General features: G+C 61.9%; 24 protein-coding genes. 17 read left to right on the top strand and 7 right to left on the bottom strand.

Annotated features, from left to right (window positions below; all coding sequences use genetic code 11):
* The first annotated feature begins 18 nt into the window (after positions 1-18).
* Together ACMGF9_RS19410 and hpxK are read left to right on the top strand one after the other, a co-directional pair.
* The gene (locus ACMGF9_RS19410; protein ID WP_031300190.1) at positions 19-1263 is read left to right on the top strand and encodes a pyridoxal-phosphate-dependent aminotransferase family protein; all 1245 of its coding nucleotides are present in this window, start codon (positions 19-21) and stop codon (positions 1261-1263) included.
* The gene (hpxK, locus tag ACMGF9_RS19405; protein WP_118892427.1) at positions 1260-2504 is read left to right on the top strand and encodes an allantoate amidohydrolase; all 1245 of its coding nucleotides are present in this window, start codon (positions 1260-1262) and stop codon (positions 2502-2504) included. The genes ACMGF9_RS19410 and hpxK overlap by 4 nt, the downstream gene beginning before the upstream one ends.
* On the opposite strand, the gene ACMGF9_RS19400 is transcribed toward hpxK, so the two are convergent.
* Both ACMGF9_RS19400 and ACMGF9_RS19395 read right to left on the bottom strand, forming a co-directional pair.
* Positions 2505-3278, bottom strand: coding sequence for an amidohydrolase (locus tag ACMGF9_RS19400; RefSeq protein ID WP_118892426.1), 774 nt, complete (start codon positions 3276-3278; stop codon positions 2505-2507). It lies immediately after the preceding gene.
* On the bottom strand, positions 3266-4426 hold the full coding sequence (locus tag ACMGF9_RS19395) for a pyridoxal phosphate-dependent aminotransferase (protein ID WP_049241350.1): 1161 nt from the start codon (positions 4424-4426) through the stop codon (positions 3266-3268). The genes ACMGF9_RS19400 and ACMGF9_RS19395 overlap by 13 nt, the downstream gene beginning before the upstream one ends.
* Before the next feature lie 142 nt (positions 4427-4568).
* Here ACMGF9_RS19395 and ACMGF9_RS19390 point away from each other — a divergent pair, with 142 nt between their 5' ends.
* From ACMGF9_RS19390 to ACMGF9_RS19380, 3 genes are read left to right on the top strand one after another with little or no spacing between them, the layout of a single operon-like run.
* The gene (locus tag ACMGF9_RS19390) at positions 4569-5183 is read left to right on the top strand and encodes a methylthioribulose 1-phosphate dehydratase (RefSeq protein ID WP_021505013.1); all 615 of its coding nucleotides are present in this window, start codon (positions 4569-4571) and stop codon (positions 5181-5183) included.
* Complete coding sequence (gene mtnC, locus ACMGF9_RS19385) at positions 5180-5869, top strand: acireductone synthase (protein WP_021505012.1); 690 nt, start codon at positions 5180-5182, stop codon at positions 5867-5869. Before ACMGF9_RS19390 ends, mtnC begins: the two co-directional genes overlap by 4 nt.
* Complete coding sequence (locus tag ACMGF9_RS19380) at positions 5866-6408, top strand: 1,2-dihydroxy-3-keto-5-methylthiopentene dioxygenase (RefSeq protein ID WP_015376726.1); 543 nt, start codon at positions 5866-5868, stop codon at positions 6406-6408. Before mtnC ends, ACMGF9_RS19380 begins: the two co-directional genes overlap by 4 nt.
* 17 nt (positions 6409-6425) lie before the next feature.
* Here the strand turns inward: ACMGF9_RS19380 and mtnA are convergent, their stop codons facing one another.
* Positions 6426-7454, bottom strand: coding sequence for an S-methyl-5-thioribose-1-phosphate isomerase (mtnA, locus tag ACMGF9_RS19375; RefSeq protein WP_118892424.1), 1029 nt, complete (start codon positions 7452-7454; stop codon positions 6426-6428).
* A 146-nt stretch (positions 7455-7600) separates the two neighbouring features.
* On the opposite strand from mtnA, the gene mtnK reads away from it, so the two are divergent.
* Positions 7601-8800 (top strand): S-methyl-5-thioribose kinase, encoded by a 1200-nt coding sequence (mtnK, locus tag ACMGF9_RS19370; RefSeq protein WP_118892423.1) that lies wholly within the window; start codon positions 7601-7603, stop codon positions 8798-8800.
* A 73-nt stretch (positions 8801-8873) separates the two neighbouring features.
* On the opposite strand, the gene ACMGF9_RS19365 is transcribed toward mtnK, so the two are convergent.
* Positions 8874-9026: a Hok/Gef family protein gene (locus tag ACMGF9_RS19365; protein WP_004930217.1), complete on the bottom strand. Its 153-nt coding sequence runs from the start codon at positions 9024-9026 to the stop codon at positions 8874-8876.
* Positions 9027-9310: 284 nt separating this feature from the next.
* On the bottom strand, positions 9311-11767 hold the full coding sequence (fadE, locus tag ACMGF9_RS19360; protein ID WP_004930218.1) for an acyl-CoA dehydrogenase FadE: 2457 nt from the start codon (positions 11765-11767) through the stop codon (positions 9311-9313).
* A gap of 246 nt (positions 11768-12013) precedes the next feature.
* Between fadE and lpcA the strand changes: the two genes are divergently transcribed.
* Together lpcA and ACMGF9_RS19350 are read left to right on the top strand one after the other, a co-directional pair.
* On the top strand, positions 12014-12595 hold the full coding sequence (lpcA, locus tag ACMGF9_RS19355; protein WP_004930220.1) for a D-sedoheptulose 7-phosphate isomerase: 582 nt from the start codon (positions 12014-12016) through the stop codon (positions 12593-12595).
* Between the two features lie 101 nt (positions 12596-12696).
* A complete protein-coding gene (locus tag ACMGF9_RS19350) occupies positions 12697-13500 on the top strand; it encodes a class II glutamine amidotransferase (RefSeq protein ID WP_004930222.1) in 804 nt (267 codons plus the stop codon).
* Here the strand turns inward: ACMGF9_RS19350 and dpaA are convergent.
* Entirely contained in the window at positions 13435-14205 is a 771-nt protein-coding gene (dpaA, locus tag ACMGF9_RS19345; RefSeq protein ID WP_021505007.1) for a peptidoglycan meso-diaminopimelic acid protein amidase, read from the bottom strand. The genes ACMGF9_RS19350 and dpaA overlap by 66 nt on opposite strands.
* A gap of 554 nt (positions 14206-14759) precedes the next feature.
* On the opposite strand from dpaA, the gene ACMGF9_RS19340 reads away from it, so the two are divergent.
* Genes ACMGF9_RS19340 through nqrM form a run of 8 tightly spaced genes read left to right on the top strand, consistent with a single transcriptional unit; the run spans position 14760 to position 21870 of the window.
* Positions 14760-16109, top strand: a complete 1350-nt coding sequence (locus ACMGF9_RS19340) for a Na(+)-translocating NADH-quinone reductase subunit A (protein WP_118892421.1) — start codon at positions 14760-14762, stop codon at positions 16107-16109.
* Between the two features lie 3 nt (positions 16110-16112).
* Positions 16113-17354 carry an NADH:ubiquinone reductase (Na(+)-transporting) subunit B gene (locus tag ACMGF9_RS19335; protein WP_118892420.1) on the top strand — a complete coding sequence of 414 codons (1242 nt, stop codon included), beginning with the start codon at positions 16113-16115 and terminating at the stop codon, positions 17352-17354.
* On the top strand, positions 17344-18138 hold the full coding sequence (locus ACMGF9_RS19330) for a Na(+)-translocating NADH-quinone reductase subunit C (protein ID WP_019454306.1): 795 nt from the start codon (positions 17344-17346) through the stop codon (positions 18136-18138). The genes ACMGF9_RS19335 and ACMGF9_RS19330 overlap by 11 nt, the downstream gene beginning before the upstream one ends.
* A complete protein-coding gene (locus ACMGF9_RS19325) occupies positions 18131-18760 on the top strand; it encodes an NADH:ubiquinone reductase (Na(+)-transporting) subunit D (protein ID WP_004930232.1) in 630 nt (209 codons plus the stop codon). Before ACMGF9_RS19330 ends, ACMGF9_RS19325 begins: the two co-directional genes overlap by 8 nt.
* 6 nt (positions 18761-18766) lie before the next feature.
* Positions 18767-19363, top strand: a complete 597-nt coding sequence (gene nqrE / locus ACMGF9_RS19320; RefSeq protein WP_015376732.1) for an NADH:ubiquinone reductase (Na(+)-transporting) subunit E — start codon at positions 18767-18769, stop codon at positions 19361-19363.
* Between the two features lie 15 nt (positions 19364-19378).
* Positions 19379-20602 (top strand): NADH:ubiquinone reductase (Na(+)-transporting) subunit F, encoded by a 1224-nt coding sequence (gene nqrF, locus ACMGF9_RS19315; protein ID WP_118892419.1) that lies wholly within the window; start codon positions 19379-19381, stop codon positions 20600-20602.
* A complete protein-coding gene (locus ACMGF9_RS19310; RefSeq protein ID WP_088381263.1) occupies positions 20586-21635 on the top strand; it encodes an FAD:protein FMN transferase in 1050 nt (349 codons plus the stop codon). Before nqrF ends, ACMGF9_RS19310 begins: the two co-directional genes overlap by 17 nt.
* A 7-nt stretch (positions 21636-21642) precedes the next feature.
* Entirely contained in the window at positions 21643-21870 is a 228-nt protein-coding gene (gene nqrM, locus ACMGF9_RS19305) for a (Na+)-NQR maturation NqrM (RefSeq protein WP_004930244.1), read from the top strand.
* A 32-nt stretch (positions 21871-21902) separates the two neighbouring features.
* On the opposite strand, the gene ACMGF9_RS19300 is transcribed toward nqrM, so the two are convergent.
* Positions 21903-22799 carry a glycerophosphodiester phosphodiesterase family protein gene (locus ACMGF9_RS19300; RefSeq protein WP_118892418.1) on the bottom strand — a complete coding sequence of 299 codons (897 nt, stop codon included), beginning with the start codon at positions 22797-22799 and terminating at the stop codon, positions 21903-21905.
* Positions 22800-22982: 183 nt separating this feature from the next.
* Between ACMGF9_RS19300 and dinB the strand changes: the two genes are divergently transcribed.
* Positions 22983-24044 carry a DNA polymerase IV gene (gene dinB, locus ACMGF9_RS19295; RefSeq protein WP_049189007.1) on the top strand — a complete coding sequence of 354 codons (1062 nt, stop codon included), beginning with the start codon at positions 22983-22985 and terminating at the stop codon, positions 24042-24044.
* The last annotated feature ends 17 nt before the right edge of the window (positions 24045-24061 follow it).

Raw genomic sequence — 24061 nt, 5'->3', positions numbered from 1 at the left:
AGCTGACAGGGAATGAACATGTTGGATATCTCGCAATTCGATCAGATTAACCCGCCGGCGCGCCTGTTGATGGGGCCGGGGCCGATCAATGCCGATCCGCGCGTGCTGCGCGCCATGTCGAGCCAATTGATCGGCCAGTACGATCCGGCGATGACCGGTTACATGAATCAGGTCATGGCGCTGTATCGCGCGCTGTTCCGCACCGAAAACCGCTGGACGATGCTGGTGGACGGCACCTCGCGCGCCGGCATCGAAGCGCTGCTGGTTTCCGCCATTCGCCCGGGCGATAAGGTGCTGGTGCCGGTATTTGGCCGCTTCGGACATCTGCTGTGCGAGATCGCCCGCCGTTGCCGTGCCGAGGTGCATACGATCGAGGTACCGTGGGGTGAGGTGTTCAGCGCCGATCGCATCGAAGACGCGATTAAGCGGGTGCGTCCGCGCCTGCTGCTGACGGTGCAGGGCGACACGTCCACCACCATGTTGCAGCCGCTGCATGAGCTGGGTGATATCTGCCGCCGCCACGGCGTGCTGTTTTACACCGATGCGACCGCTTCCTTCGGCGGCAACCCGCTGGAGACCGACGCCTGGGGGCTGGATGCGGTCTCTGCCGGGCTGCAGAAGTGCCTGGGCGGCCCCTCCGGCAGTTCACCGGTCACCCTCAGCCCGCAGTTTGAAGATATCGTGCGCCGCCGTAAATGCGTGGAGCAGGGGATCCGAACCGCCGAGCACGCCGACGGCGACGACGAGATGATCTACTCCAACTATTTCGACATCGGCATGATCATGGATTATTGGGGACCGGAGCGCCTCAATCACCATACCGAAGCCACCAGCATGCTGTTCGCGGCGCGGGAATGTGCGCGGGTGATCCTCGAAGAAGGGCTGGAGCACGCCATCGCCCGCCACCGGCTGCACGGCGCGGCGCTGCTGGCGGGCATCCGGGGCATGGGGCTGGCGGTATTCGGCGATCTTGAACACCGCATGAATAACGTGCTCGGCGTGATGATCCCGCCGCAGGTACATGGCGAACAGGTGCGGCAGATGATGCTGAACGACTTCGCCATCGAGATCGGCACCTCGTTCGGCCCGCTGCAGGGAAAAATCTGGCGCATCGGCACCATGGGCTACAACGCGCGCAAGGATTGCGTGCTGCAAACGCTGGCGGCGCTGGAGGCGGTGTTGAACCGCCTCGGTTTCGCCAGCAGGCAGGGCGAGGCATTGCAGGCCGCCTGGAACGTTTATGATGCGGGACATCATGGATGACGCCGCTGGAGGCGCAGCAGGCCGCCGTACGAGTGATGGCGCGCTGTGACGAGCTGGCGGCGATCAGCGCGGAGCCCGATCGGCTCACGCGCCTTTATCTTTCTGCGGAACATCGGCGCGCCAACCGGCTGGTTGGCGAATGGATGCGCGAGAGCGGCATGGCGGTTTGGCAGGACAGCGTCGGCAATATCTGCGGCCGCTATGAAGGTTTAACGCCCGGCGCCCCCGCGCTGCTGCTCGGTTCGCATCTGGACACGGTGCGTAACGCCGGGCGCTATGACGGCATGCTCGGCGTGCTTACGGCGCTGGAAGTGGTGGCGCGCTATCACCGCCAGGGGCGCCGATTGCCGTTGGCGCTGGAGGTGATCGGCTTTGCCGATGAAGAGGGGGCGCGCTTCGGCGTGACGCTGTTGGGCAGCCGCGGCCTGACCGGCCAATGGCCGCAAGAATGGCTGGCGCAGACTGACGCGGACGGGGTGAGCATCGCGCAGGCCATGCGCGACTTCGGGCTGGATCCGGCGGCGATTCTACAGGCGCGCCGTGTGCCACACGACATCCGCGCCTATTTTGAGCTGCATATCGAACAGGGCCCGTGCCTGGAGGCGGCCGACCTGGCGCTGGGGGTGGTGACGGCGATCAACGGCGCGCGTCGGCTTAACTGTGTCTTTAGCGGGGAGGCGGGCCACGCCGGCACGGTGCCGATGGGGCAGCGTAAAGATGCGCTGGTGGCCGCGGCGGAATGGATGATGGCGGTAGAAACCCTGACCTGCGCCGCCGATCCGCACCTGGTGGCCACCGTGGGCTGCATCGAGAGCCTGCCGGGCGCGGTCAACGTGATCCCCGGCGAGGTGCGCTTGACGCTCGACGTGCGCGGCCCGCAGGATGCACCGCTGGCGACGCTATTGACGGCGTTGCTGGCGCAGGCGCAAGCGATCTGCGCGCGGCGCGGAGTGCGCTTCGCCAGCGAGGCGTTTTATCGCATCGACGCCACCGCCTGCGATAGCGATCTGCAGCGCCGCTGGCAGGCGGCCGTCGAGCAGGTACAGGGGCAGAGTCTGGCGCTGCCGAGCGGCGCCGGACACGACGCCATCGCCGTGGCGGCGCACTGGCCGGTCGGCATGCTGTTTGTGCGTTGCGCCGGCGGCGTCAGCCATCATCCGGCCGAAGCGGTGCGGCAGGCGGACGTAGCGCTGGCGATCCAGGCCTATTGCCTGATGATCGCCGGCTGGGAGAGTGTTTGATCAGTCAAGACGCAGAAAGCTGTCGGCATCGCGCCAGGCCGGGAAGGCGTTGCGGTAACTCTGCAGGCTTTCCAGCGACAGCTCGGCGTCCAGCCGCGCGGCTGCGCCGGGCTCGGCATCCGCCAGGATCTCGCCCTGCGGGCTGATGATCAGGCTGTCTCCGCTGTAGTTCAGGCCGTTCGGATCGTCGCCCACCCGGTTGCAGCCCGCCACATACACCTGATTTTCAATCGCCCGCGCCGCCAGCAGCGTTTGCCAATGGCGGCTGCGCGGCGCCGGCCAGTTGGCGACGTACAGCGCCAGATCGTAATCCTGCTGATAGCGCGCCCAGACCGGGAAACGCAGGTCGTAGCAGATCTGCGGCAGGATGCGCCAGCCGCGCCACTCGAAGATTTCACGCCGGTTGCCGGCCTGGTAGTGCAGGTGTTCGCCGGCCATGCGGAACAGATGGCGTTTGTCATAGGCATGCACCTGGCCGCCCGGCTCCACCAGCAGGAAGCGATTGACCGCGCCTTCGGCGGTTTTCAGCGCCACGCTGCCGCCGATCAACGCGTGGCTTTTCACCGCCCAGCCGTGCAGCCAGTCGATCACCTGCTGTTCGGGCAGGGCGCTCTCGCCGGCATCCATGGCAAAACCGGTGGTGAACATTTCCGGCAAGACGATGAGATCGCGCCCGACGATCGGCGCCAGCAACGCGTCGAAGGCGGCCAGGTTAGCAAGGCCGTCGCGCCAGACCAGCGGTTGCTGCAACAGGGTAATTTTTAAAGTCGACATAACCGCTCCGCAGCTGCATCCAGCGTGGCGTCCTGCTTAGCGAAGCACAGCCGGATCAATTTATGAGGGAAAGGATCGGCACAGAAGACCGACAGCGGAATGGCCGCCACGCCCACGTGCTCGGTTAACCAATGGCAGAACGCCACATCGTCCAGATCGGAGATGGCGCTGTAGTCCGCCAGCAAGAAGTATGTACCGGCGCAGGGTAAAATTTCCAGTCGGCTGCTCGCCAGCGCCTGCACAAAGCGATCGCGCTTGGCGCGGTAGAATGCCGGCAGCTGTCGCCAGTGCTCCGGCTCGGCGCGCAGGCTATCCGCCAGCGCCAGCTGCGCCGGAGTATTAACCGAAAAGGTCAGGTATTGATGCACCTTGCGCACCTCGGCGCTCAGCGTGGTGGGCGCCACGCAGTAACCCACTTTCCAGCCGGTCATGTGGAAGGTTTTACCGAAGGAGGACACCGCGATCGCCCGTTGGCGCAATTGCGGGTGGGCCAATACGCTGGCGTGCCCGCCTTTGGCGAAGCAGATGTGTTCGTAGACTTCGTCACTGAGCACGTAGATCTCGCGTTCGGCGATGGCGTGCCACAGCTGCTGCATGTCTTCCGCCTGCCAGGCGGTGGCGGACGGATTGTGCGGCGTATTGACGATCACCAGGCGGGTGCGCGGCGACAGCGCGGCGGCGAACCGTTGCCAATCCACGGCAAACGCGGGCGGCTGCAGGGCGAGGCGTTTGAGTACGCCGCCGGCCAGCGTCACCGCCGGCGCGTAGCTGTCGTAGCTCGGATCGAAACAGACCACCTCATCGCCGGGGCGAACCAGCGCCGTGATGGCGGCGAACAGCGCTTCGGTAGCGCCGGCGGTGACGGTCACTTCGGCGGTGGCGTCCGGCTGCCAGCCATACAGCTCGGCGGTTTTGTCGGCGATGGCTTCGCGCAGCGCCGCCACGCCGGTCATCGGTGCATACTGGTTGGCGCCCTGGGCGACATGCCAGGCCAGGCGTGCTTTCAGGTAGTCCGGCCCGTCGAAATCGGGGAAGCCCTGCGACAGGTTGATCGCCTGATGCTGCTGCGCCAGCGCGCTCATCTGGGTGAAGATGGTGGTGCCCAGGGCAGGCAGTTTACTTTCGGGAATCAATGCGGAAGTGCTCATAGCAGGTGAATACTCCAGGCGCTTATATTGCCGTCAATATAACACGATGCTAGTATTTGGCAATCAAGACGCTTAGATGGCTAAATGCGAAAAAGTGCTTAGCCTGCCTGCTGACTGCTTTAGCGAACGGGAAACGATAATAATGACGGAGAATCCGCAAATTGCCGCGTTACTGGCGGCCTGCCACTGGATTGGCGACAAAGGCTGGTGTCCGGCGACCGGCGGCAACATGTCGCTGCGCCTCGACAAACGTCAATGCCTGGTTACCGAGTCCGGCAAAGACAAGGGCAGCCTGAGCGCCGCCGATTTTCTGCGGGTGGATATTGCTGACAATCATGTGCCGAGCGGCCGTACGCCGTCGGCGGAAACCGGGCTGCATACGCTGCTCTATCGCTTGTACCCGCACCTTGGTGCGGTGCTGCATACCCATTCCGTCAACGCCACCGTGTTGTCGCGGGTGGAACGCGGCGATGCGTTGGTGCTGCAGGGGTACGAAATGCAAAAGTCGCTCGCCGGCCAGCGCAGCCACCTGGACGGCGTGGCGATCCCCATTTTCGATAACGATCAGGACATTCCCCGCCTGGCGTCGCGCGTGGCGGCCTATGCCGAGGTCACGCCGCTGCAGTACGGTTTTCTGGTGCGCGGCCACGGTCTCTATTGCTGGGGAAGCCAGGTGGCGGAAGCCCGCCGCCATCTCGAAGGGCTGGAATTCCTGTTCCAGTGTGAACTGCAACGTCGCTTGCTGGAGGCGAAATGATCCGCGCTATCGTGACCGATATTGAAGGCACCACCAGCGATATTCGCTTCGTGCATCAGGTGCTGTTTCCCTATGCCCGTGAACGGCTGGCGGATTTTGTTCGCCGTCACGCCACGGAGAGCGAAGTCGCCGCGCCGCTGGCGGCGCTGCGCGCTGAAATTGACCAGCCACAGGCGGATCTCGACGCGCTGATCGCCGCGCTGTACCGCTTTATGGATGAAGACCGCAAATCCACCGCGCTCAAGGCGCTGCAGGGCATCATCTGGCGTAGCGGCTATCGCGAAGGGGATTTTCGCGGGCATCTGTACCCGGAGGTCGCGGGGCAGCTGGCCGCCTGGCAGCGTCAGGGGCTGCAGCTTTACGTCTATTCCTCCGGTTCGGTGGAGGCGCAGAAGCTGCTGTTCGGCCACAGCGACGCCGGCGATCTGCAGCCGCTGTTCAGCGGCTATTTCGACACGCACGTCGGTGCCAAGCGTGAAACCGCGTCGTACCGCAACATTGCGCAGGCTATCGGCATCGCGCCCGACGAACTGCTGTTCCTGTCCGATATCCACCAGGAGCTGGACGCGGCGCAGGCCGCCGGCTGGCATACCTGCCAGCTGATCCGCGATGAGGCGGACGCACAGAGCCGGCATCCGCAGGTCAGCCGTTTTGATCACATCGATTTAGGGGAGTTTGTCTCATGAGTGGATTGACCATTTTCAGTGATACAGCGCCGCAGCAGCCGCTGTGGCAGAGCCGCGACGCGCAGGAAATCCAGCGCCAGCTGGCGCAGATCGGCGTGCGTTTTGAGCGTTGGCAGGCGGATCGCGAGTTGGGCGACAACCCGCAGCCGGAGGCGGTGATCGCCGCCTACCAGCATGAGATCGACCGGCTGGTGGCGGAAAAGGGCTACCAGAGTTGGGACGTGATCAGCATGCGGCCGGACCACGAGCAGCGTCAGGCGCTGCGGGAAAAATTCCTGTCCGAACACACGCACGGCGAGGATGAAGTGCGCTTTTTCGTTGAAGGGGCGGGGCTGTTTTGCCTGCATCTGGACGGCAAGATCTTCCAGATCCTGTGCGAAAAGAACGATCTGATCTCGGTGCCGGCCAACACCCGCCACTGGTTCGATATGGGCTCGGCGCCGCACTTTACCGCGATCCGGGTGTTCGACAACCCGGAAGGCTGGGTGGCGCATTTCACCGGCGACAAGATCGCCGATGCCTATCCGCGTCTGGACTGATCGTTAACCGGCGGGCGTTAACCCAGCGTCCGCCGGAAGATCCCCGCTTCAACCTGTTGCGGCGTGATCACGCCGCTGTCGAACACCCACCCGCTGATGAGTTTTGCCGGCGTGACGTCGAACGCCGGATTGTAGACCGGCGCCTCGGCCGGCGCCCACTGGCAGGCGCCGAAGCTGCCTGAAACGCCGGTGACTTCGGCCGCCGCGCGTTGCTCGATCGGGATGGCGGCGCCGTCCGGACAGTGCGGATCGTGGGTGGTATGCGGGGCAGCCACGTAAAATGGAATGCCATGGTAGTGCGCCAGCACCGCCAGGCTGTAAGTGCCAATCTTGTTGGCGACGTCGCCGTTGGCGGCGATGCGATCCGCGCCGACCCACACCGCATCGACCTGGCCCTGCGCCATCAGGCTGGCGGCCATCGAATCGCAGATCAGGCGATAGGGAATGCCCAGCTCGCCCAGTTCCCAGGCGGTCAGACGGCCGCCCTGCAGCAGCGGCCGGGTTTCATCGACCCATACCTGTTGCACCTTGCCCTGCTGGTGGGCGCGCAGCAGCACGCCGATGGCGGTGCCGACGCCGGCGGTGGCCAACCCGCCGGTATTGCAGTGGGTCAGCAGGCGGCTGCCGGGCTTGACCAGACCAGCGCCGCGATCGGCGATGCGATCGCACAGCAGGCGATCTTCCTCCACCAACCGCAGCGCTTCGTTCACCATCGCCGGCGCCCAGTCAGACTCCGCCAGCGCCAGCTTCATGCGATCCAGATTGTTCATCAGGTTAACCGCCGTCGGGCGGGCGGCGCGCAGCGTGTGCAGCGCCTGCTCCAGCTCGGCGCGCGGCAGACCGCGCTCCGCCAGCAGCGCCAACAACAGGCTGGCGGACAGCCCGATCAGCGGTGCGCCGCGCACCCGCAGGCTGTGAATGTGCCCGACCAACTCCTCCACGCTGTCGCAAGCGCGCCACCGCTTTTCCTGCGGCAGGGCTTGCTGATCGAGGATCCAAAGGCGGTTGTCCTGCAGGGTCAAACTGGTGGTGTTAAGCGCTTGCATCGGCGGTTAATTCCTTGTTGCGAGGTTATTGCATCTGAAACGCTATTCTGCCAACATGACTTCCAGATGTATAGACGTCCAAATGCTTTTACGTCTAAATAAACAGAATCGCTGGGGGCAGCGAGAGAGAACAGAGGGGTTGGGGAATGTCGCTTTATCGTACGTTTACGGCTGCCGATGCCGTTGAATACGCCCGCCAATACGGGCAGGTGGCCGATCCGCAGGCGCTGGTCAGCGCCGACGAGATCGGCGACGGCAACCTGAACCTGGTGTTCAAGATCCGCGATCGCGAAGGCGTGAGCCGGGTGATCGTCAAACAGGCGCTGCCCTACGTGCGCTGCGTGGGCGAATCCTGGCCGCTGACGTTGGATCGGGCGCGCATCGAAGCGGAAACGCTGTTGATCCACGGCGGTTTCTGCCCGCGGCATACGGTAAAAGTCTTGCATCACGATCCTGAGTTGGCGGTGATGGTGCAGGAAGATCTCTCCGATCATCGCATCTGGCGCAGCGAACTGGTGCAGGGGAACTATCATCCGCTGGCGGCCGGTCAGCTGGCGGAATACCTGGCGCAGACGCTGTTCCACACCTCCGATTTTTATCAGTCGGCGCAGCAGAAAAAGGCGGAAGTCAGCCGCTTCACCAACCCCGAGCTGTGCCAGATCACCGAAGATCTGTTCTTTACCGATCCCTATATCGACCATGAGCGCAATCAGTTCGAGGCGGCGCTGTTGCCGCAGGTGCAGGCGCTGCGTGAGGATGCGCCGCTGAAGCTGGCGGTCGCCGGCCTGAAACACCGCTTCCTCAGCAAGGCGGAGGCGTTGTTGCATGGGGATATCCACAGCGGTTCGATCTTCGTGGCGGAAGGGCGATTGAAAGCGATCGACGCTGAATTCGGTTTCTACGGCCCGATCGGTTTTGATGTCGGCACTGCGTTAGGCAACCTGCTGCTCAACTATTGCGGCCAGCCTGGGCTGTTCGGGCCGCGCGACGCCGCCGCCGGGCGCGAGCAGCGTCTGCAGGATGTGCGCGAGCTGTGGCTGATCTTTGCCGATCGTTTCCTGGCGCTGTGCCATCAGCAAAGCCGCGATGCGGCGCTGGCGACGCCGGGTTACGCCGAGCAGTTCCTGCTGCAGGTCTGGACTGATGCGATAGGGTACTGCGGTACCGAGCTGATTCGGCGCACTATCGGCCTGGCGCACGTCGCCGATCTGGACAGCATCGCCGACGCCGACATGCGCCTCGGCTGTCAGCGTCATGCGCTGGGCTTGGGGCGCACGCTGATCGTCAATGCGCCGCAGATCGAGCATATCGATGCGCTGTTGGCGCGTATTCGTCAGCAAGGCTGAAAAGGCGGGTGCTCGTGGATCCTGCCTGACATCATCAGCCAACGGGCGGGGCGAACCCCGCCGTTGGGTTGCCTTACCGTTCGGATTCGTAAGCCAAAGTGGCCGCAACCTCCGAGTCTCCCAACCTGATGCGCAGTTCGCACAGCGAACCGCGGGTGAGCCAGATGAACGCGATCAGCGTCATACAGACGATCACCAGTTTAAGCACGACCCGTTTTTGCTGCATTTTTGACCTCCCTATCCTTGCCTTGCGGCGGGTAAGAGGCTAACCTGATGTTGCTTGGCATCAGAGTGGCCTCGGGTTGATAATATCGACTCGGGGCCTTTCTCTTTCTCTCCTTTGCCAAGGCGCCGGACAGAAAGATCCAGAGCACCCGCGGCGCAGTCTACCCGAACTTCCTTCCCGTTAAATCCGCCGTTGCGCCAACCTGCGGCGCGGTGCGCAGTTTGTCATGAAAGCAAAAGAAAAAGGGGCGATGATGATCGCCCCTTGGATGCGTGAAGTGAACCTTAAGCCGCTTCGGTCTGCTGCTGGCGCTTAGACTGCGCCGCCGGCTTTTCCGGCTTGGCGGCCGCCAGCGCGTCCGGCGCGAAGTCGTCTACGTTGATGGAGCGCAGGCGGCTCTCTTCGGCTTTCACCAGGATCTTCGCCTCGTCGGCGCTGATCTTGCCTTCTTCCAGCGCGCGCTCCGCCAAACGATCCAGACGGGTGAACGGCAGGTTTTTGCCGGCTGCCTTGCACAGGCGTTCGTGAATCGGCTCAGCGGCCATCACGTCGGCCAGCGCCGCTTCCAGCAGGCCGATTGGGTTATGCTCGCTCGGCGTCAGGTACTGGCCGCGCCCCAGACGGCTGCGGGTGGCGGAAGGCACCTGCAGGATCTTGGCCAACTGATGATCCAGGCGATCGGACGGTGCGGTATGCACGCGGCCGAACGGGAAGACCACGAAGCGCAGCGCGCCGGCGATAAAGCGGTTCGGGAAGTTGCGCAGCAGATCATCCAGCGCCTGTTCGGCTTTATGCAGGCTGTCTTGCACGCCCCAATGTACCAGCGGCAGATCTTCTTTCTGACGGCCTTCGTCGTCAAAGCGTTTCAGCACGGCGGAAGCCAGGTACATCTGGCTGAGGATATCCCCCAGGCGAGCGGAGATGCGCTCGCGGCGCTTCAGGCTGCCGCCCAGCACGCCCATGGAAACGTCCGACAGCAACGCCAGGTTGGCGCTCAGGCGGTTCAACTGCTGATAGTAACGACGGGTCGCGTCCTTGGTTGGCGTGGCGCTGGTGCGGCCGTTGGTCAGACCCAGCCAGAAGCTGCGTACCTTGTTGCTACCGACGTGGCCCAGGTGGCCGAACAGCGATTTATCGAAGGCGTTCAGATCGTTGTTCTGCGCCGCCGCCATTTCATCCAGCACATAAGGATGGCAGCGGATCGCGCCCTGACCGAAGATCATCATGGTGCGGGTCAGGATGTTCGCGCCTTCCACCGTGATGGCGATCGGTGCGCCCTGATAAGCGCGAGCCAGGAAGTTGGATTCGCCCAGCATGATGCCTTTACCGCCGGCGATGTCCATGGCGTCAACGATCGACTGCTGGCCGCGGTGCGTACAGTGGTATTTGACGATGGCCGACAGCACGGCCGGTTTCTCGCCCTGCACCAGTGCATAGGTGATCAGCGAAGCGGCGGCGTCCATCACATAGGTGTTGCCGGCAATGCGCGCCAACGGCTCTTCGATCCCTTCCATCTTGCCGATGGAGATCTTGAACTGACGGCGAATGTGCGCGTAAGCGCCGGTCGCCAGGGCGATGGATTTCAGGCTGCCGGTGGAGTTGGACGGCAGGGTGATGCCGCGACCGACCGACAGGCATTCAACCAGCATGCGCCAGCCCTGGCCGGCCATTTTCGGCCCGCCGATGATGTAATCGATCGGCACGAACACGTCGGTGCCGCGGGTCGGGCCGTTCTGGAACGGCACGTTCAGCGGGAAGTGGCGGTTGCCGATTTCCACGCCCGGCGTGCTGGTCGGGATCAGCGCACAGGTGATGCCCGGGGATTCGTTGTCGCTCAGCAGGCGGTTCGGGTCATGCAGTTTGAACGCCAGGCCCAGCACGGTGGCGACCGGCGCCAGCGTGATGTAGCGCTTGTTCCAGGTCAGGCGCATGCCCAGCACCTGCTTGCCTTGCCATTCGCCCATGCACACGGTGCCCACGTCCGGGATCGCGCCGGCATCGGAACCCGCTTCCGGGCTGGTCAGCGCGAAGCAAGGGATCTCGTCGCCGCGCGCCAGGCCCGGCAGATAGTGGTTTTTCTGTTCTTCAGTACCGTAATGCTGCAGCAGTTCCCCCGGGCCGAGGGAGTTTGGCACGCCGACGGTGATCGCCAGGATGCCGGAAACGCCGGCCAGTTTTTGCAGCACCATCGCCTGAGCGTAAGGGGAGAATTCCAGGCCGCCGTACTCTTTCTTGATGATCATCGCGAAGAAACGGTGTTCTTTCAGGTACGCCCAGAGTTCAGGCGGCAGATCGGCCAGTTCATGGGTGATCTGGAAGTCGTTGGCCATGCGGCAGGCTTCTTCCACCGGGCCGTCGATAAACGCCTGCTCTTCTTCCGTCAGGCGCGGTTTCGGGTAGCTGTGCAGCTTGTTCCAGTCCGGCGCACCGCGGAACAGATCGCCTTCCCACCAGGTAGTGCCCGCGTCGATCGCTTCCTTCTCGGTGGTGGACATCGGCGGCATCACCTTGCGGAAGGCGCGCAGCGCCGGCGCGGAGAGCAGAGAGCGACGCACAGAGGAAAGGTTCAGCGGCAGCAGCACGATCGCCAGCGGCAGCAACAGCCAGAAGCTCCACAGGCCGATCGCGCCCATGGCGGCGGTGTACGCCACCAGGATCAGGCTGCTGAGGGTAAGGTTCACTCGGTGGTAGAACACCACGCCGAGGAGCGCCAGTAAAACGACAATACTAAGAACCATCATAAGAAGCTCCGAAGTAGTAAGAGGTCTGACCTGTTGTGTGTATGTAATAGGTTTTAGTACAAGGCAGAATTTTTATCAATGCGTTTACAGTTTAATTACAACTCAGGTCACAAACTGACAGCACCAATCATCAAAAACCTCTCCGCTTCCTTAACCGGCGCGCTGTTTGGCTGAGAATGCTTCTCGCTGTTTCCGCGATCCGGTACACTGCGGAACGGAAGATTTGACGATAACAAGAGGTTCCTCATGTACCACGACCTTATTCGCAGTGAACTGAACGAAGCGGCTGATACCCTGGCGAAATTTATCAATGACGACGCCAACATCGACGCCATCCAACGCGCTGCGGTGCTGCTGGCGGATTCCTTCAAAGCCGGCGGTAAAGTGATTTCCTGCGGCAACGGCGGTTCCCATTGCGACGCGATGCACTTCGCCGAAGAGCTGACCGGCCGCTACCGCGAAAACCGCCCGGGCTACCCGGCGATTGCCATCTCGGACGTGAGCCACCTGTCCTGCGTCAGCAACGACTTCGGCTATGAGTATGTGTTCTCGCGCTATGTGGAAGCGGTGGGCCGCGAAGGCGACGTGCTGCTGGGCATTTCCACCTCCGGCAACTCCGGCAACATCATCAAGGCCATCGACGCGGCGCGCGCCAAGGGGATGAAAGTGATCACCCTGACCGGCAAGGACGGCGGCAAGATGGCGGGTTCCGCCGATGTGGAAATTCGCGTGCCGCACTTCGGCTACGCCGATCGCATCCAGGAGATCCACATTAAAGCGATTCACATCTTGATTCAGCTGATCGAAAAAGAGATGGTTAAGGCGTAATAGCCTTCGGGGGGCTGCAGCTCCCCATGAATAAGACTGCGGGCGCCGCATGTATGCCGTGCCCGCACAGCCTGTGTCAGTGTGGTTAAGGAGTGCTGGCGATGTGTGAACTGCTCGGGATGAGCGCAAACGTACCGACCGATATCTGCTTCAGCTTTACCGGCCTGGTACAGCGCGGCGGCCGCACCGGGCCGCATAAGGATGGCTGGGGCATTACCTTCTATGAAGGGAACGGCTGCCGTACATTCAAGGATCCGCAGCCGAGCTTCAACTCGCCGATCGCCCGCCTGGTGCAGGACTACCCGATCAAGTCTTGCGCGGTGGTGTCCCATATTCGCCAGGCCAACCGCGGCGAAGTGGCGTTGGAAAACACCCATCCGTTCACCCGCGAACTGTGGGGCCGCAACTGGACCTACGCGCACAACGGCCAATTGAAAGGCTATCGCCAGCTGGATACCGGCACGTTCCGCCCGGTCGGCCAGACCGACAGCGAATATGCGTTCTGCTGGCTGCTGCACCAGCTGGCGCTGAAATATCCGCGCACCCCGAGCCAGTGGCCGGCGGTATTCCGCTACATTGGCCTGTTGGCGAGCCAGCTGCGCAAGAAAGGGGTATTCAATATGCTGTTGTCGGACGGGCGCTTCGTGATGGCGTATTGCTCCACCAACCTGTATTGGATCACGCGCCGCGCGCCGTTCGGCAAGGCGACGCTGCTTGATCAGGACGTGGAGATTGATTTTCAGCAACAGACCACACCGAACGATGTGGTCACGGTGATCGCCACCCAACCGCTGACCGCCAACGAAACCTGGCACAAGATTGAGCCAGGCGAGTTCGCGTTATTTCACTTCGGTGAGCGGCTTGTTCTGAGCGAAGGGGTTGGTGTTGGGCGTCGGGCTGGCTGACGCGTACTGCCTCATCATGCCGCCGCTGCTCATCAGCGGTTGACCCAAGACGTACTGGCCATTGACCACGCCCATTGTCGGCGGTTGGCGGTTCTTCGCGAAGTAATCGTAGCCCGGCTTCAGCTGGCGCCAGAAGGCGATATAGCTGGATGACGCATGGCGTTTCAGGTTCTGTTCGGTCATGCGGAACGGGTAGATGCTGATGTCGACGCGGCTTTGGCCATAGGCGAAGGCGGCTTCGACGTAGCGATAGATCTCATCCATATAGGTGTTGGTCATCGCGTAACAGCCGATCGATTTACATTCGCCGTGGATCATCAGATAAGCGCCGGAATAGCCCTGCGACTTATCGTAATCGTTAGGGAAACCGATATTGATCGCCCGATAATACTTGCTGTCGGGTTTCAGATGGCGCGCGTCAACGCTATAAAAGCCTTCAGGACTTTTAAAGTCGCCTTCACGACGTTTAGGACCCAGCCCGCCGGAGAAATTACAGATCGGGAACGTGTTGACCAAGCGGAATTCATTGCCCATTCTGGCATACAATTCCAGCTTGCGTTCCTCTTTGAAGATCTGAATATAGACCGGCGAACCTAATAATTGCTGTTTAACTACCGGCGCTTCGGGTACCTGCTCGCTGGCGCTGCAGGCCGTGATCATCGGCATAGAAACAAGCATCGCAAACAACAGCGCGATTTTGCTCATTATAATTCCTGCTTATATTTATCTGCCGGCGCAATCAACCTGGCCAGCATGCCACTGATTATTGTTTTTACTGCTGCAAAACACCGCCAGATTACCAGCGCGTTTATTTTTAGCAATACGTGATATGTATAAAAAAACGACAAAGCTCGATAAAAGTGAAATGACCGGCAGATTTTAACGATAAGTAGTGAAAAACAGGCGAAATTTAATTGCGTTTGCTTGACCCAAGTCACGACGGAACGCAGAACAATGTTGCGAACAATGTTAATATTCCCTCTTCAATTTAACGCGCGGTAGCGATTGAAGCGGCAGGGGTTATGGCATATAACCCGGCCGTTTTGGTGGTTATTTGGCTACAGGCCGTTAACACATCGATTGTCACGCAAATAACGGAGAGGGGGGAATCAAGGGAATGCGCGTTACCCCATATATTCACTGCGAGAAAGTTCATGTTGGGCGTGCCGCCATGCGCACTGCCCGGCAATCCTGGCATCGTCCGCACCCGCCTCTGGGGCCGGTCAGACATGTAAACCAAACTACATCGTATAAATCCTATGATTAAGATCAGAAAAGGGTTAGATCTGCCGATAGCCGGGGCTCCGGTTCAGGCGATCCAAGATGGCCCGAACATTCAGCATGTTGCCCTGCTTGGGGAAGAGTATGTCGGAATGCGCCCCTCCATGCTGGTGCAGGAAGGCGATACCGTTAAGAAAGGCCAGGCGTTGTTCGAAGACAAGAAAAACCCCGGGGTTTTCTTCACGGCACCCGCCAGCGGCCGCATCGCCGCGATTAACCGCGGCGAGCGGCGCGTATTGCAATCGGTGGTGATTGCGCTGGAAAACGGCGGCGACGATCAGCTCGAGTTCGCGCACTACCCGCTGGGTGAACTGAGCCAGCTGCCGCGCGAACAGGTCGAAAGCGAACTGATCGCCAGCGGACTGTGGACCGCGCTGCGCACCCGTCCGTTCAGCAAGACGCCGGCTCCCGGCAGCGAACCGCGCGCCATTTTCGTCACCGCTATGGACACCCAGCCGTTGGCCGCCGATCCGCAGGTGATCATCGCCGAGCAGCAGGCGGCGTTCAACGCCGGGTTGGTGGTGCTGGCGCGCCTGACGGCAGGCAAGGTGCACGTGTGCCATGCCGCCGGCGCCTCAGTTGGCCAGCAGAGCGGCCCGCAGATCGCCTACAGCGAATTCGCTGGCCCACATCCCGCCGGGTTGGCAGGCACCCACATTCACTTCCTCGAACCGGTCAGCCTGAAGAAAACCGTTTGGCACATCGGTTACCAGGACGCGATCGCCATCGGCACGCTGTTCACCACCGGCAAGCTCGACACCCGCCGGGTCGTGGCGCTGGCCGGGCCGCAGGTGACGCAGCCGGCGCTGCTGCGCACTCGTCTGGGAGCCAGCCTCGATGAGCTGACCGCCGGCCGCCTGAAAGAGGGCGAGAACCGGGTGATCTCCGGTTCGGTGCTGAACGGCATGCACGCAGCCGGGCCGAACGCCTGGCTGGGCCGTTTCCACTCGCAGGTGTCGGTGCTGGAAGAAGGGCGCGACAAAGAGCTGTTCGGCTGGATCGTGCCGTCGCCGAACAAGTTCTCCATTACCCGCACCACGCTGGGCCATTTCCTGAAGAACAAACTGTTCGCCTTCTCGACCACCACCAACGGCGGCGAGCGCGCCATGGTGCCGATCGGCAACTACGAGCGGGTGATGCCGCTGGATATTTTGCCGACGCTGCTGCTGCGCGATCTGCTGGCGGGCGACAGCGACAGCGCGCAGGCGCTGGGTTGTCTGGAGCTGGACGAGGAAGATCTGGCGCTGTGCACCTTCGTTTGCCCCGGCAAGTATGAGTACGCGCCGGTGCTGCGCGAGGTGCTGACCAAGATTGAGCAGGAAGGATAACCGATGGGCCTGAAGAATTATTTCGAGAAGATAGAGCATCACTTCACGCCGGGCGGCAAACTGGAAAAGTGGTACCCGCTGTATGAAGCGACCACCACGGTGTTTTATACCCCCGGCACGGTGACGCGCGGCGCTTCGCACGTGCGCGACGCCATCGATTTGAAACGCATGATGATCCTGGTGTGGCTGGCGGTGTTCCCGGCGATGTTCTGGGGCATGTACAACGTCGGCCAGCAGGCGATCCCGGCGCTGCACCATCTGTACAGCGGCGACGCGCTGCAACAGGTGCTGGCGGGCGACTGGCATTATCGCCTGGCGCAGTGGCTCGGCGCCTCGCTGGCGGCCGACGCCGGCTGGGTCAGCAAAATGGTGCTGGGCGCCTGTTACTTCCTGCCGATCTACGCCGTGGTGTTCGTCGTCGGCGGCTTCTGGGAAGTGCTGTTCGCCATTATCCGCAAGCATGAGGTCAACGAAGGCTTCTTCGTCACGTCCATCCTGTTCGCGCTGATCGTGCCGCCGACCCTGCCGCTGTGGCAGGCCGCGCTGGGCATCACCTTCGGCGTGGTGGTGGCCAAAGAGATCTTCGGCGGCACCGGGCGCAACTTCCTCAACCCGGCGCTGGCCGGCCGCGCCTTCCTGTTCTTCGCCTATCCGGCGCAGATCTCCGGCGATCTGGTGTGGACTTCCGCAGACGGTTTCTCCGGCGCGACGCCGCTGGCGCAGTGGAGCGCGGGCGGGGCGCACGGCCTGAGCAACGTCGCCACCGGCCAGTCCATCAGCTGGATGGACGCTTTCCTCGGCAACATTCCCGGCTCGATCGGTGAGGTGTCCACGCTGATGATCCTGATCGGCGGGGCGATTATCCTGTTCGGCCGCGTGGCCTCCTGGCGCATCGTCGCCGGCGTAATGCTCGGCATGGCGGCTTCCGCCCTGTTGTTCAATGCCATCGGTTCGGACACCAACCCGATGTTCGCCATGCCGTGGTACTGGCATCTGGTGCTGGGCGGCTTCGCCTTCGGCATGATCTTTATGGCGACCGACCCGGTTTCCGCCTCCTTCACCAATAAGGGGAAATGGTGGTACGGCATTCTGATCGGCGTGATGTGCGTGCTGATTAGGGTAGTCAACCCCGCCTATCCGGAAGGCATGATGCTGGCGATCCTGTTCGCCAACCTGTTCGCGCCGCTGTTCGATTACCTGGTGGTGCAGGCCAACATCAAGCGGAGAAAAGCCCGTGGCGAATGAAGCGAAAAATGACGGCATCGGTAAAACGCTGCTGGTAGTGCTGCTGCTGTGTCTGGTGTGTTCAGTGGTGGTGGCGGGCTCCGCCGTCGGCCTGAAGTCCAAACAGCAGGAGCAAAAGCTGCTCGATAAGCAGCGCAATATTCTCGACGTAGCCGGCCTGTTGCAGCCGAAAATGGAGAGCGAGCAGGTCAAGCGCCTGTACAGCGAGCGCATCGAACCGCGCCTGGTGGATCTGAACAGCGGCGAGTTTGTCGCCGGCAAAGCGGCGGCGTTCGATCTGGGCGCCGCGCTGCGCGACGACGCCAAAAGCGTGGCGCTGGCGGCGGGCGACGATCCAGCCGGCATCAAGCGCCGCAGCAACCAGGCGGAAATCTATCTGGTGCGCAATGAAAGCGGCCAGGTGAACAAGATTGTGCTGCCGGTATACGGCACCGGTCTGTGGTCGATGATGTACGCCTTCGTGGCGCTGGATAACGATGGCAACACGGTCAAGGGCATCACCTACTACGACCAGGGGGAAACCCCGGGGCTGGGCGGTGAGGTCGAGAACCCGTCCTGGCGCCAGCAGTGGGTCGGCAAGCAACTGTTCGACGACAACGGCCAGCCGGCGATCCGCGTGGTGAAAGGCGGCGCGCGCCAGGGAGATGTGCACGGGGTGGACGGCCTGTCCGGCGCCACGCTGACCTCCAACGGCGTGCAGCATACGTTTGATTTCTGGTTGGGCGAGCACGGCTTCGGCCCGTTCCTGAAAAAAGTTCGTGAAGGAGCGCTGAAAAATGGCTGATTCCAAAGAGATAAAGCGGGTCCTGCTGGGGCCGCTGTTCGACAATAACCCGATCGCCCTGCAGGTGCTGGGCGTTTGCTCCGCGCTGGCGGTGACCACCAAGCTGGAGACGGCGGTGGTGATGACCATTGCGGTGACGCTGGTGACGGCGTTCTCCAGCTTCTTCATCTCGCTGATCCGTCATCACATTCCCAACAGCGTGCGCATTATCGTGCAGATGGCGATTATCGCTTCGCTGGTGATCGTGGTCGATCAGCTGCTGCGCGCCTATGCGTTCGAGATCTCCAAGCAGCTGTCGGTGTTTGTTGGCCTTATCATCACCAACTGTATCGTGATGGGACGCGCCGAGGCCTACGCCATGAAATCGCCGCCGATCGAGAGCTTTATGGACGGCATCGGCAACGGGCTGGGCTACGGGGTGATCCTGGTGCTGGTCGGTTTCCTGCGCGAGCTGATCGGCTCCGGCAAGCTGTTCGGCGTGCCGGTGCTGGAAACGGTGCAGAACGGCGGCTGGTACCAGCCGAACGGCCTGTTCCTGCTGGCGCCGAGCGCGTTCTTCATCATCGGCCTGCTGATCTGGGTGCTGCGCACCCTGAAGCCGGCGCAGATCGAAAAGGAGTAAAGGCCGATGGAACACTATATCAGCCTGTTTGTGCGCGCGGTGTTCGTTGAGAACATGGCGCTGGCGTTCTTCCTCGGGATGTGTACCTTCTTGGCGGTGTCGAAGAAGGTCTCGACCGCCTTTGGCCTGGGCATCGCGGTGACCATCGTGCTCGGCATTTCGGTGCCGGTGAACAACCTGGTCTACAACCTGATCCTGCGCGACGGCGCGCTGGTGGAAGGCGTCGATCTGAGCTTCCTCAACTTCATCACCTTCATCGGCGTGATCGCGGCACTGGTGCAGATTCTGGAGATGATCCTCGATCGCTTCTTCCCATCGCTGTATAACGCGCTCGGCATCTTCCTGCCGCTCATCACCGTGAACTGCGCCATCTTTGGCGGCGTGTCCTTCATGGTGCAGCGCGACTACAACTTCGCCGAATCGGTGGTGTACGGCATCGGCTCCGGCACCGGCTGGATGCTGGCGATCGTCGCCATGGCGGGGATCCGCGAAAAACTCAAATATGCCAACGTGCCGGCGGGACTGCGCGGCCTGGGCATTACCTTTATCACCACCGGACTGATGGCGCTGGGCTTCATGTCCTTCTCCGGTGTTCAGTTGTAAAGGCGGGAAGAATTTATGGAAATTATTTTAGGCGTAGCAATGTTCACCACCATCGTGATGGTGCTGGTGTTGCTGATCCTGTTTGCCAAATCGAAGCTGGTGAATACCGGCGACATTGCGGTGGAGATCAACGGCGATTTGGATAAGAGCTTCCATGCGCCGGCGGGCGACAAGCTGCTCAACGTGCTCTCCAGCCAGGGGATCTTCGTCTCCTCGGCCTGCGGCGGCGGCGGTTCCTGCGGCCAGTGCCGGGTGGTGATCAAAGAGGGCGGCGGCGATATCCTGCCGACCGAGCTCTCGCACATCAACAAGCGCGAAGCGAAAGAGGGTTGCCGCCTGGCGTGCCAGGTGAACGTGAAGCAGAACCTGAAGATCGAGCTGCCGGAAGAGATCTTCGGCGTGAAGAAATGGGAATGCGAAGTTATCTCCAACGATAACAAAGCCACCTTTATCAAAGAGCTGAAGCTGAAGATCCCCGATGGGGAAGACGTGCCGTTCCGCGCGGGCGGTTTCATCCAGATCGAAGCGCCGGCGCACGACATCAGCTACGCCGACTTCGACGTGCCGCAGGAGTATCGCGGCGACTGGGACAAGTTCAACCTGTTCCGCTACCGCTCGACGGTGAACGACACCACGGTGCGCGCCTACTCGATGGCCAACTATCCGGAAGAAAAGGGCATCATCATGCTCAACGTGCGTATCGCCACGCCGCCGCCGAACAATCCGGACGTGCCGCCGGGCATCATGTCTTCCTATATCTGGTCGCTGAAGGCCGGCGACAAGGTGACCATCTCCGGGCCGTTCGGCGAGTTCTTCGCCAAGGACACCGATGCCGAAATGATCTTTATCGGCGGCGGCGCGGGCATGGCGCCGATGCGCTCGCACATCTTCGATCAGCTCAAGCGTCTGAACTCGAAGCGCAAGATCACTTTCTGGTACGGCGCGCGTTCGCTGCGCGAGATGTTCTATGAAGACGACTTCAACCAGCTGCAGGCGGAGAACGAAAACTTCACCTGGCACGTGGCGCTGTCGGATCCGCAGCCGGAAGATAACTGGACCGGCTACACCGGCTTTATCCATAATGTTCTGCTGGAGAACTACCTGAAAAACCACCCGGCGCCGGAAGACTGCGAGTTTTACATGTGCGGGCCGCCGATGATGAACGCCGCGGTGATCAAGATGCTCAAAGATCTGGGTGTCGAAGACGAAAATATCATGCTGGATGACTTTGGTGGCTAAATTGCGCGCATTGGCGACGAAGAACTGGCTGACGGGCGTGGCGCTGAGCGCCACCCTGCTGCTGACCGGCTGCGGGCCGGAACAGGTGGATCTGACGGGTAAAACCATGGGCACCTCGTATTCGATCCGTTACGTGACCGGCGACGATACGCCGTCGGCGCGCGAGATGCAGGCGGAGATCGACAAACGGCTGGAACAGGTGAACGATCAGATGTCCACCTACCGGCCGGATTCCGAGCTAAGCCGCTTCAACGCCAGCCGCGACATTGACCGGCCGTTCCCGGTTTCGCCGGCCACCGCCGAAGTGGTGCGCGAAGCGCTGCGCATCAACCGCGTCACCGATGGCGCGCTGGACGTGACCGTCGGGCCGCTGGTCAACCTATGGGGTTTCGGCCCGGAAGGGCGGCCGGACAAAGTGCCGAGCGAGGCGGAGCTGGCGCACCGCCGCGCCTGGACCGGCGCCGACAAACTGTCGGTGCAGGGCAGCGCGCTGGTGAAAAGCATCCCCGAGCTGTATGTCGATCTGTCTTCGATCGCCAAAGGGTATGGCGTGGACGTGGTGGCGGAATACCTGCAATCGCAGCACGTGCAAAACTACATGGTGGATATCGGCGGCGAGGTGCGCACGCGCGGGCATAACGGCGAACAAAAGCCGTGGCGCATTGCCATCGAGCGCCCGACCGCCGGTACGCAGCAGCAGGCGCAGCTGGTGATCCAACCCGGGGAGATGTCGATCGCCACCTCGGGTGACTATCGCAACTACTTCGAGCAAGACGGGGTGCGCTATTCGCACACCATCGATCCGGTCACCGGGCGCCCGATCCATCATCGGTTGGTGTCGATCACCGTGCTGAGCCCGACCTGCATGACCGCCGACGGCCTGTCCACCGGCCTGAACGTGATGGGGCCGGAGCGCGGCATGGCGCTGGCCAACCTGCTCGGCATCCCGGTGTTCATGATCGTGAAAACCGCCGACGGGTTTGAGGAGCGTTATTCGGACGCGTTCAAACCCTATCTGAAAAAGCGTTCGTGAGGTTGCTATGTTGACGGTATTCGCCGCTACCTTCGTGTTGTTTCTGCTGATCGTCGGCGGCATGTCGCTGGGTTACGTGTTCAAACGCAAAAGCCTGCAGGGCAGCTGCGGCGGCATCACCGCGCTGGGCATGGAGAAAGTCTGCGACTGCCCGGAGCCGTGCGATGCGCGCAAAAAGCGCGAAGCCAAAGCGGCACAGCGGCGCGAGCAGTTGGACAAGCACCGCATTCTGTAGCGAAGCGAAAACCCGGCCTTGGCCGGGTTTTTTTATTTCGCCTTGCGGAAGCTTTTCGCTTCGGCCGGTGAGTTGACCATCACGCCGTCGGCCCCCAGCGCCAGCGCCTGCTGATACTCCTGCGGCGTGTTGACGCCGAACAGAATGATGTGCGCCGGGCCCTGCGAGCGGAAACAATCCATCGACTCTTTATCCCAGGTCAGAAACGCCTTCGAGCGCCCTTCGCCGAGGGTGTACTTCTCTACCACTTCCACCTCACGCTTCAGCTCCAGCCCATACCAGCGCGGCTGTCGGTTGTCCGGTTTGACATCACACTGGTGCGCCATGGTGACGTTAGCCAGCAGCGTGCGGGTCTCGTCGCGGCTTTCGAAGCGCGGGATGGCCGGCGGCAGCGCCTGCAGGTATTTGGCATCGGTAGAGTAGACGCGGGTGCGGTTCAGGCTGTCGGTGCTTTCCAGCGTCGTCAGCAGCGCCTGGCCAAACTGCGCCGGATCGGCGTCCGGGGATTTGATGTCCAGATAGAAGGTGACGTGCGGGAACGCCTTTAGCACCTCGTCCAGCCGCGGAATGCCGATGCCCTGGCCGCGGAACGGATGTGCATCGCCTTTGGCGAAGGCCCAGCCGGCATCGGTCTCGGCCAATTGCGCGGCGGTATAGGCAGAGACCGGGCCCTGCCGGTTGGTCAGCGCCTTCAGATCCGAGGGGCGATACAGCACGATGACGCCGTCTTTGGATGCTTGCAGGGTGATCCAAACGGCGTCGGCGCCGTTTTTCAGCGCGGTTTCGATGGCGATGCGGGTGTTTTCCGGCGCATCGGCGGTGCCGCCGCGATGGGCGACGATCGCCGGCGCGTGACCGGTGGCGGCGCTGGCCGCCAACGCGCTCAGCGACAGCGCGGAAGCCAGCAGCAAATAAGAAAATCTGATCATGTAGGGTACCTTGTCGTTATCGTTGTGGTGAGCTGCACGGGATGGCGGAAATCATACTATTGAAAAATTAAGCTTTTTTAACAACGCGGAAATATCTGGCGGAAACGGCGCTTTCATCGAAGCCTGCGGCCTTGAGCTTTCGGTATCTGACTGTATACTTATACAGTGTTACTGGAGGGTGCGATGCGTAAAATCATTCATGTCGATATGGACTGCTTCTTCGCGGCGGTGGAAATGCGCGACGATCCCAGCCTGCGCGATATCCCGCTGGCGATTGGCGGCAGCGCCGATCGGCGCGGGGTGATCAGCACCGCCAACTACCCGGCGCGGCGCTACGGCGTACACAGCGCCATGTCCACGGCGATGGCGCTCAAGCTGTGTCCGCATCTCACCCTGCTGCCGGGGCGCATGGCGGCCTATAAAGAGGCTTCGCTGCACATCCGTGAAATCTTCGCCCGCTATACTCCGTTGATCGAGCCGCTGTCGCTCGATGAAGCCTATCTCGACGTGACCGACAGCCCGCAATGCAACGGCTCGGCGACGCTGATCGCTCAGGAGATCCGTCAAGCGATTGCCGACGAGCTGAACCTCACCGCGTCGGCCGGCGTCGCGCCGATCAAGTTTCTCGCCAAAATCGCCTCCGAGATAAACAAGCCGAATGGGCAATACGTGATCACCCCGGCGCAGGTGCCGGCGTTTTTGCAGCAGCTGCCGCTCAGCAAAATCCCCGGCGTCGGCAAGGTGACCGCCAAACGGCTGGAGGAAGTGGGGCTTATCACCTGCGCCGACGTGCAGCAATACGATTTGGCGCAGCTGCTCAAGCGCTTCGGCAAGTTCGGCCGGGTGCTGTGGGAGCGGTGTCAGGGCATCGATCGGCGCGAAATCTCGGCGGAGCGGCTGCGTAAATCGGTGGGCGTGGAGCGCACGCTGGCGGAGGACATTCACGACTGGGAAGATTGCGAAACGCTGATTATCGACAAACTCTACCCCGAGCTGGAGATGCGGCTGCGTAAGGTGAAGCCGGATCTGCATATCGCCCGGCAGGGCGTGAAGCTGAAGTTTCAGGATTTTCAGCAAACCACCCAGGAGCACGTGTTCCCGGTGCTGAATCAGCAGGATTTGCTGGCGGTGGCGCGGCAGGCGTGGCGCGAACGGCGTGAAGGGCGCGGCGTGCGGCTGGTGGGGCTACATGTGACGCTGCTCGATCCGCAGCTGGAGCGGCAGCTGGCGCTGCCTTGGGAATAAAAAAGCCGGCGATTAGC

It is taken from the genome of Serratia sp. BNK-23 (assembly GCF_047456145.1).
GTDB lineage: Bacteria > Pseudomonadota > Gammaproteobacteria > Enterobacterales > Enterobacteriaceae > Serratia > Serratia nematodiphila.
The sequence above is the reverse complement of the archived record's forward strand: the minus strand, read 5'-3'. Positions and strand labels throughout refer to the sequence as shown.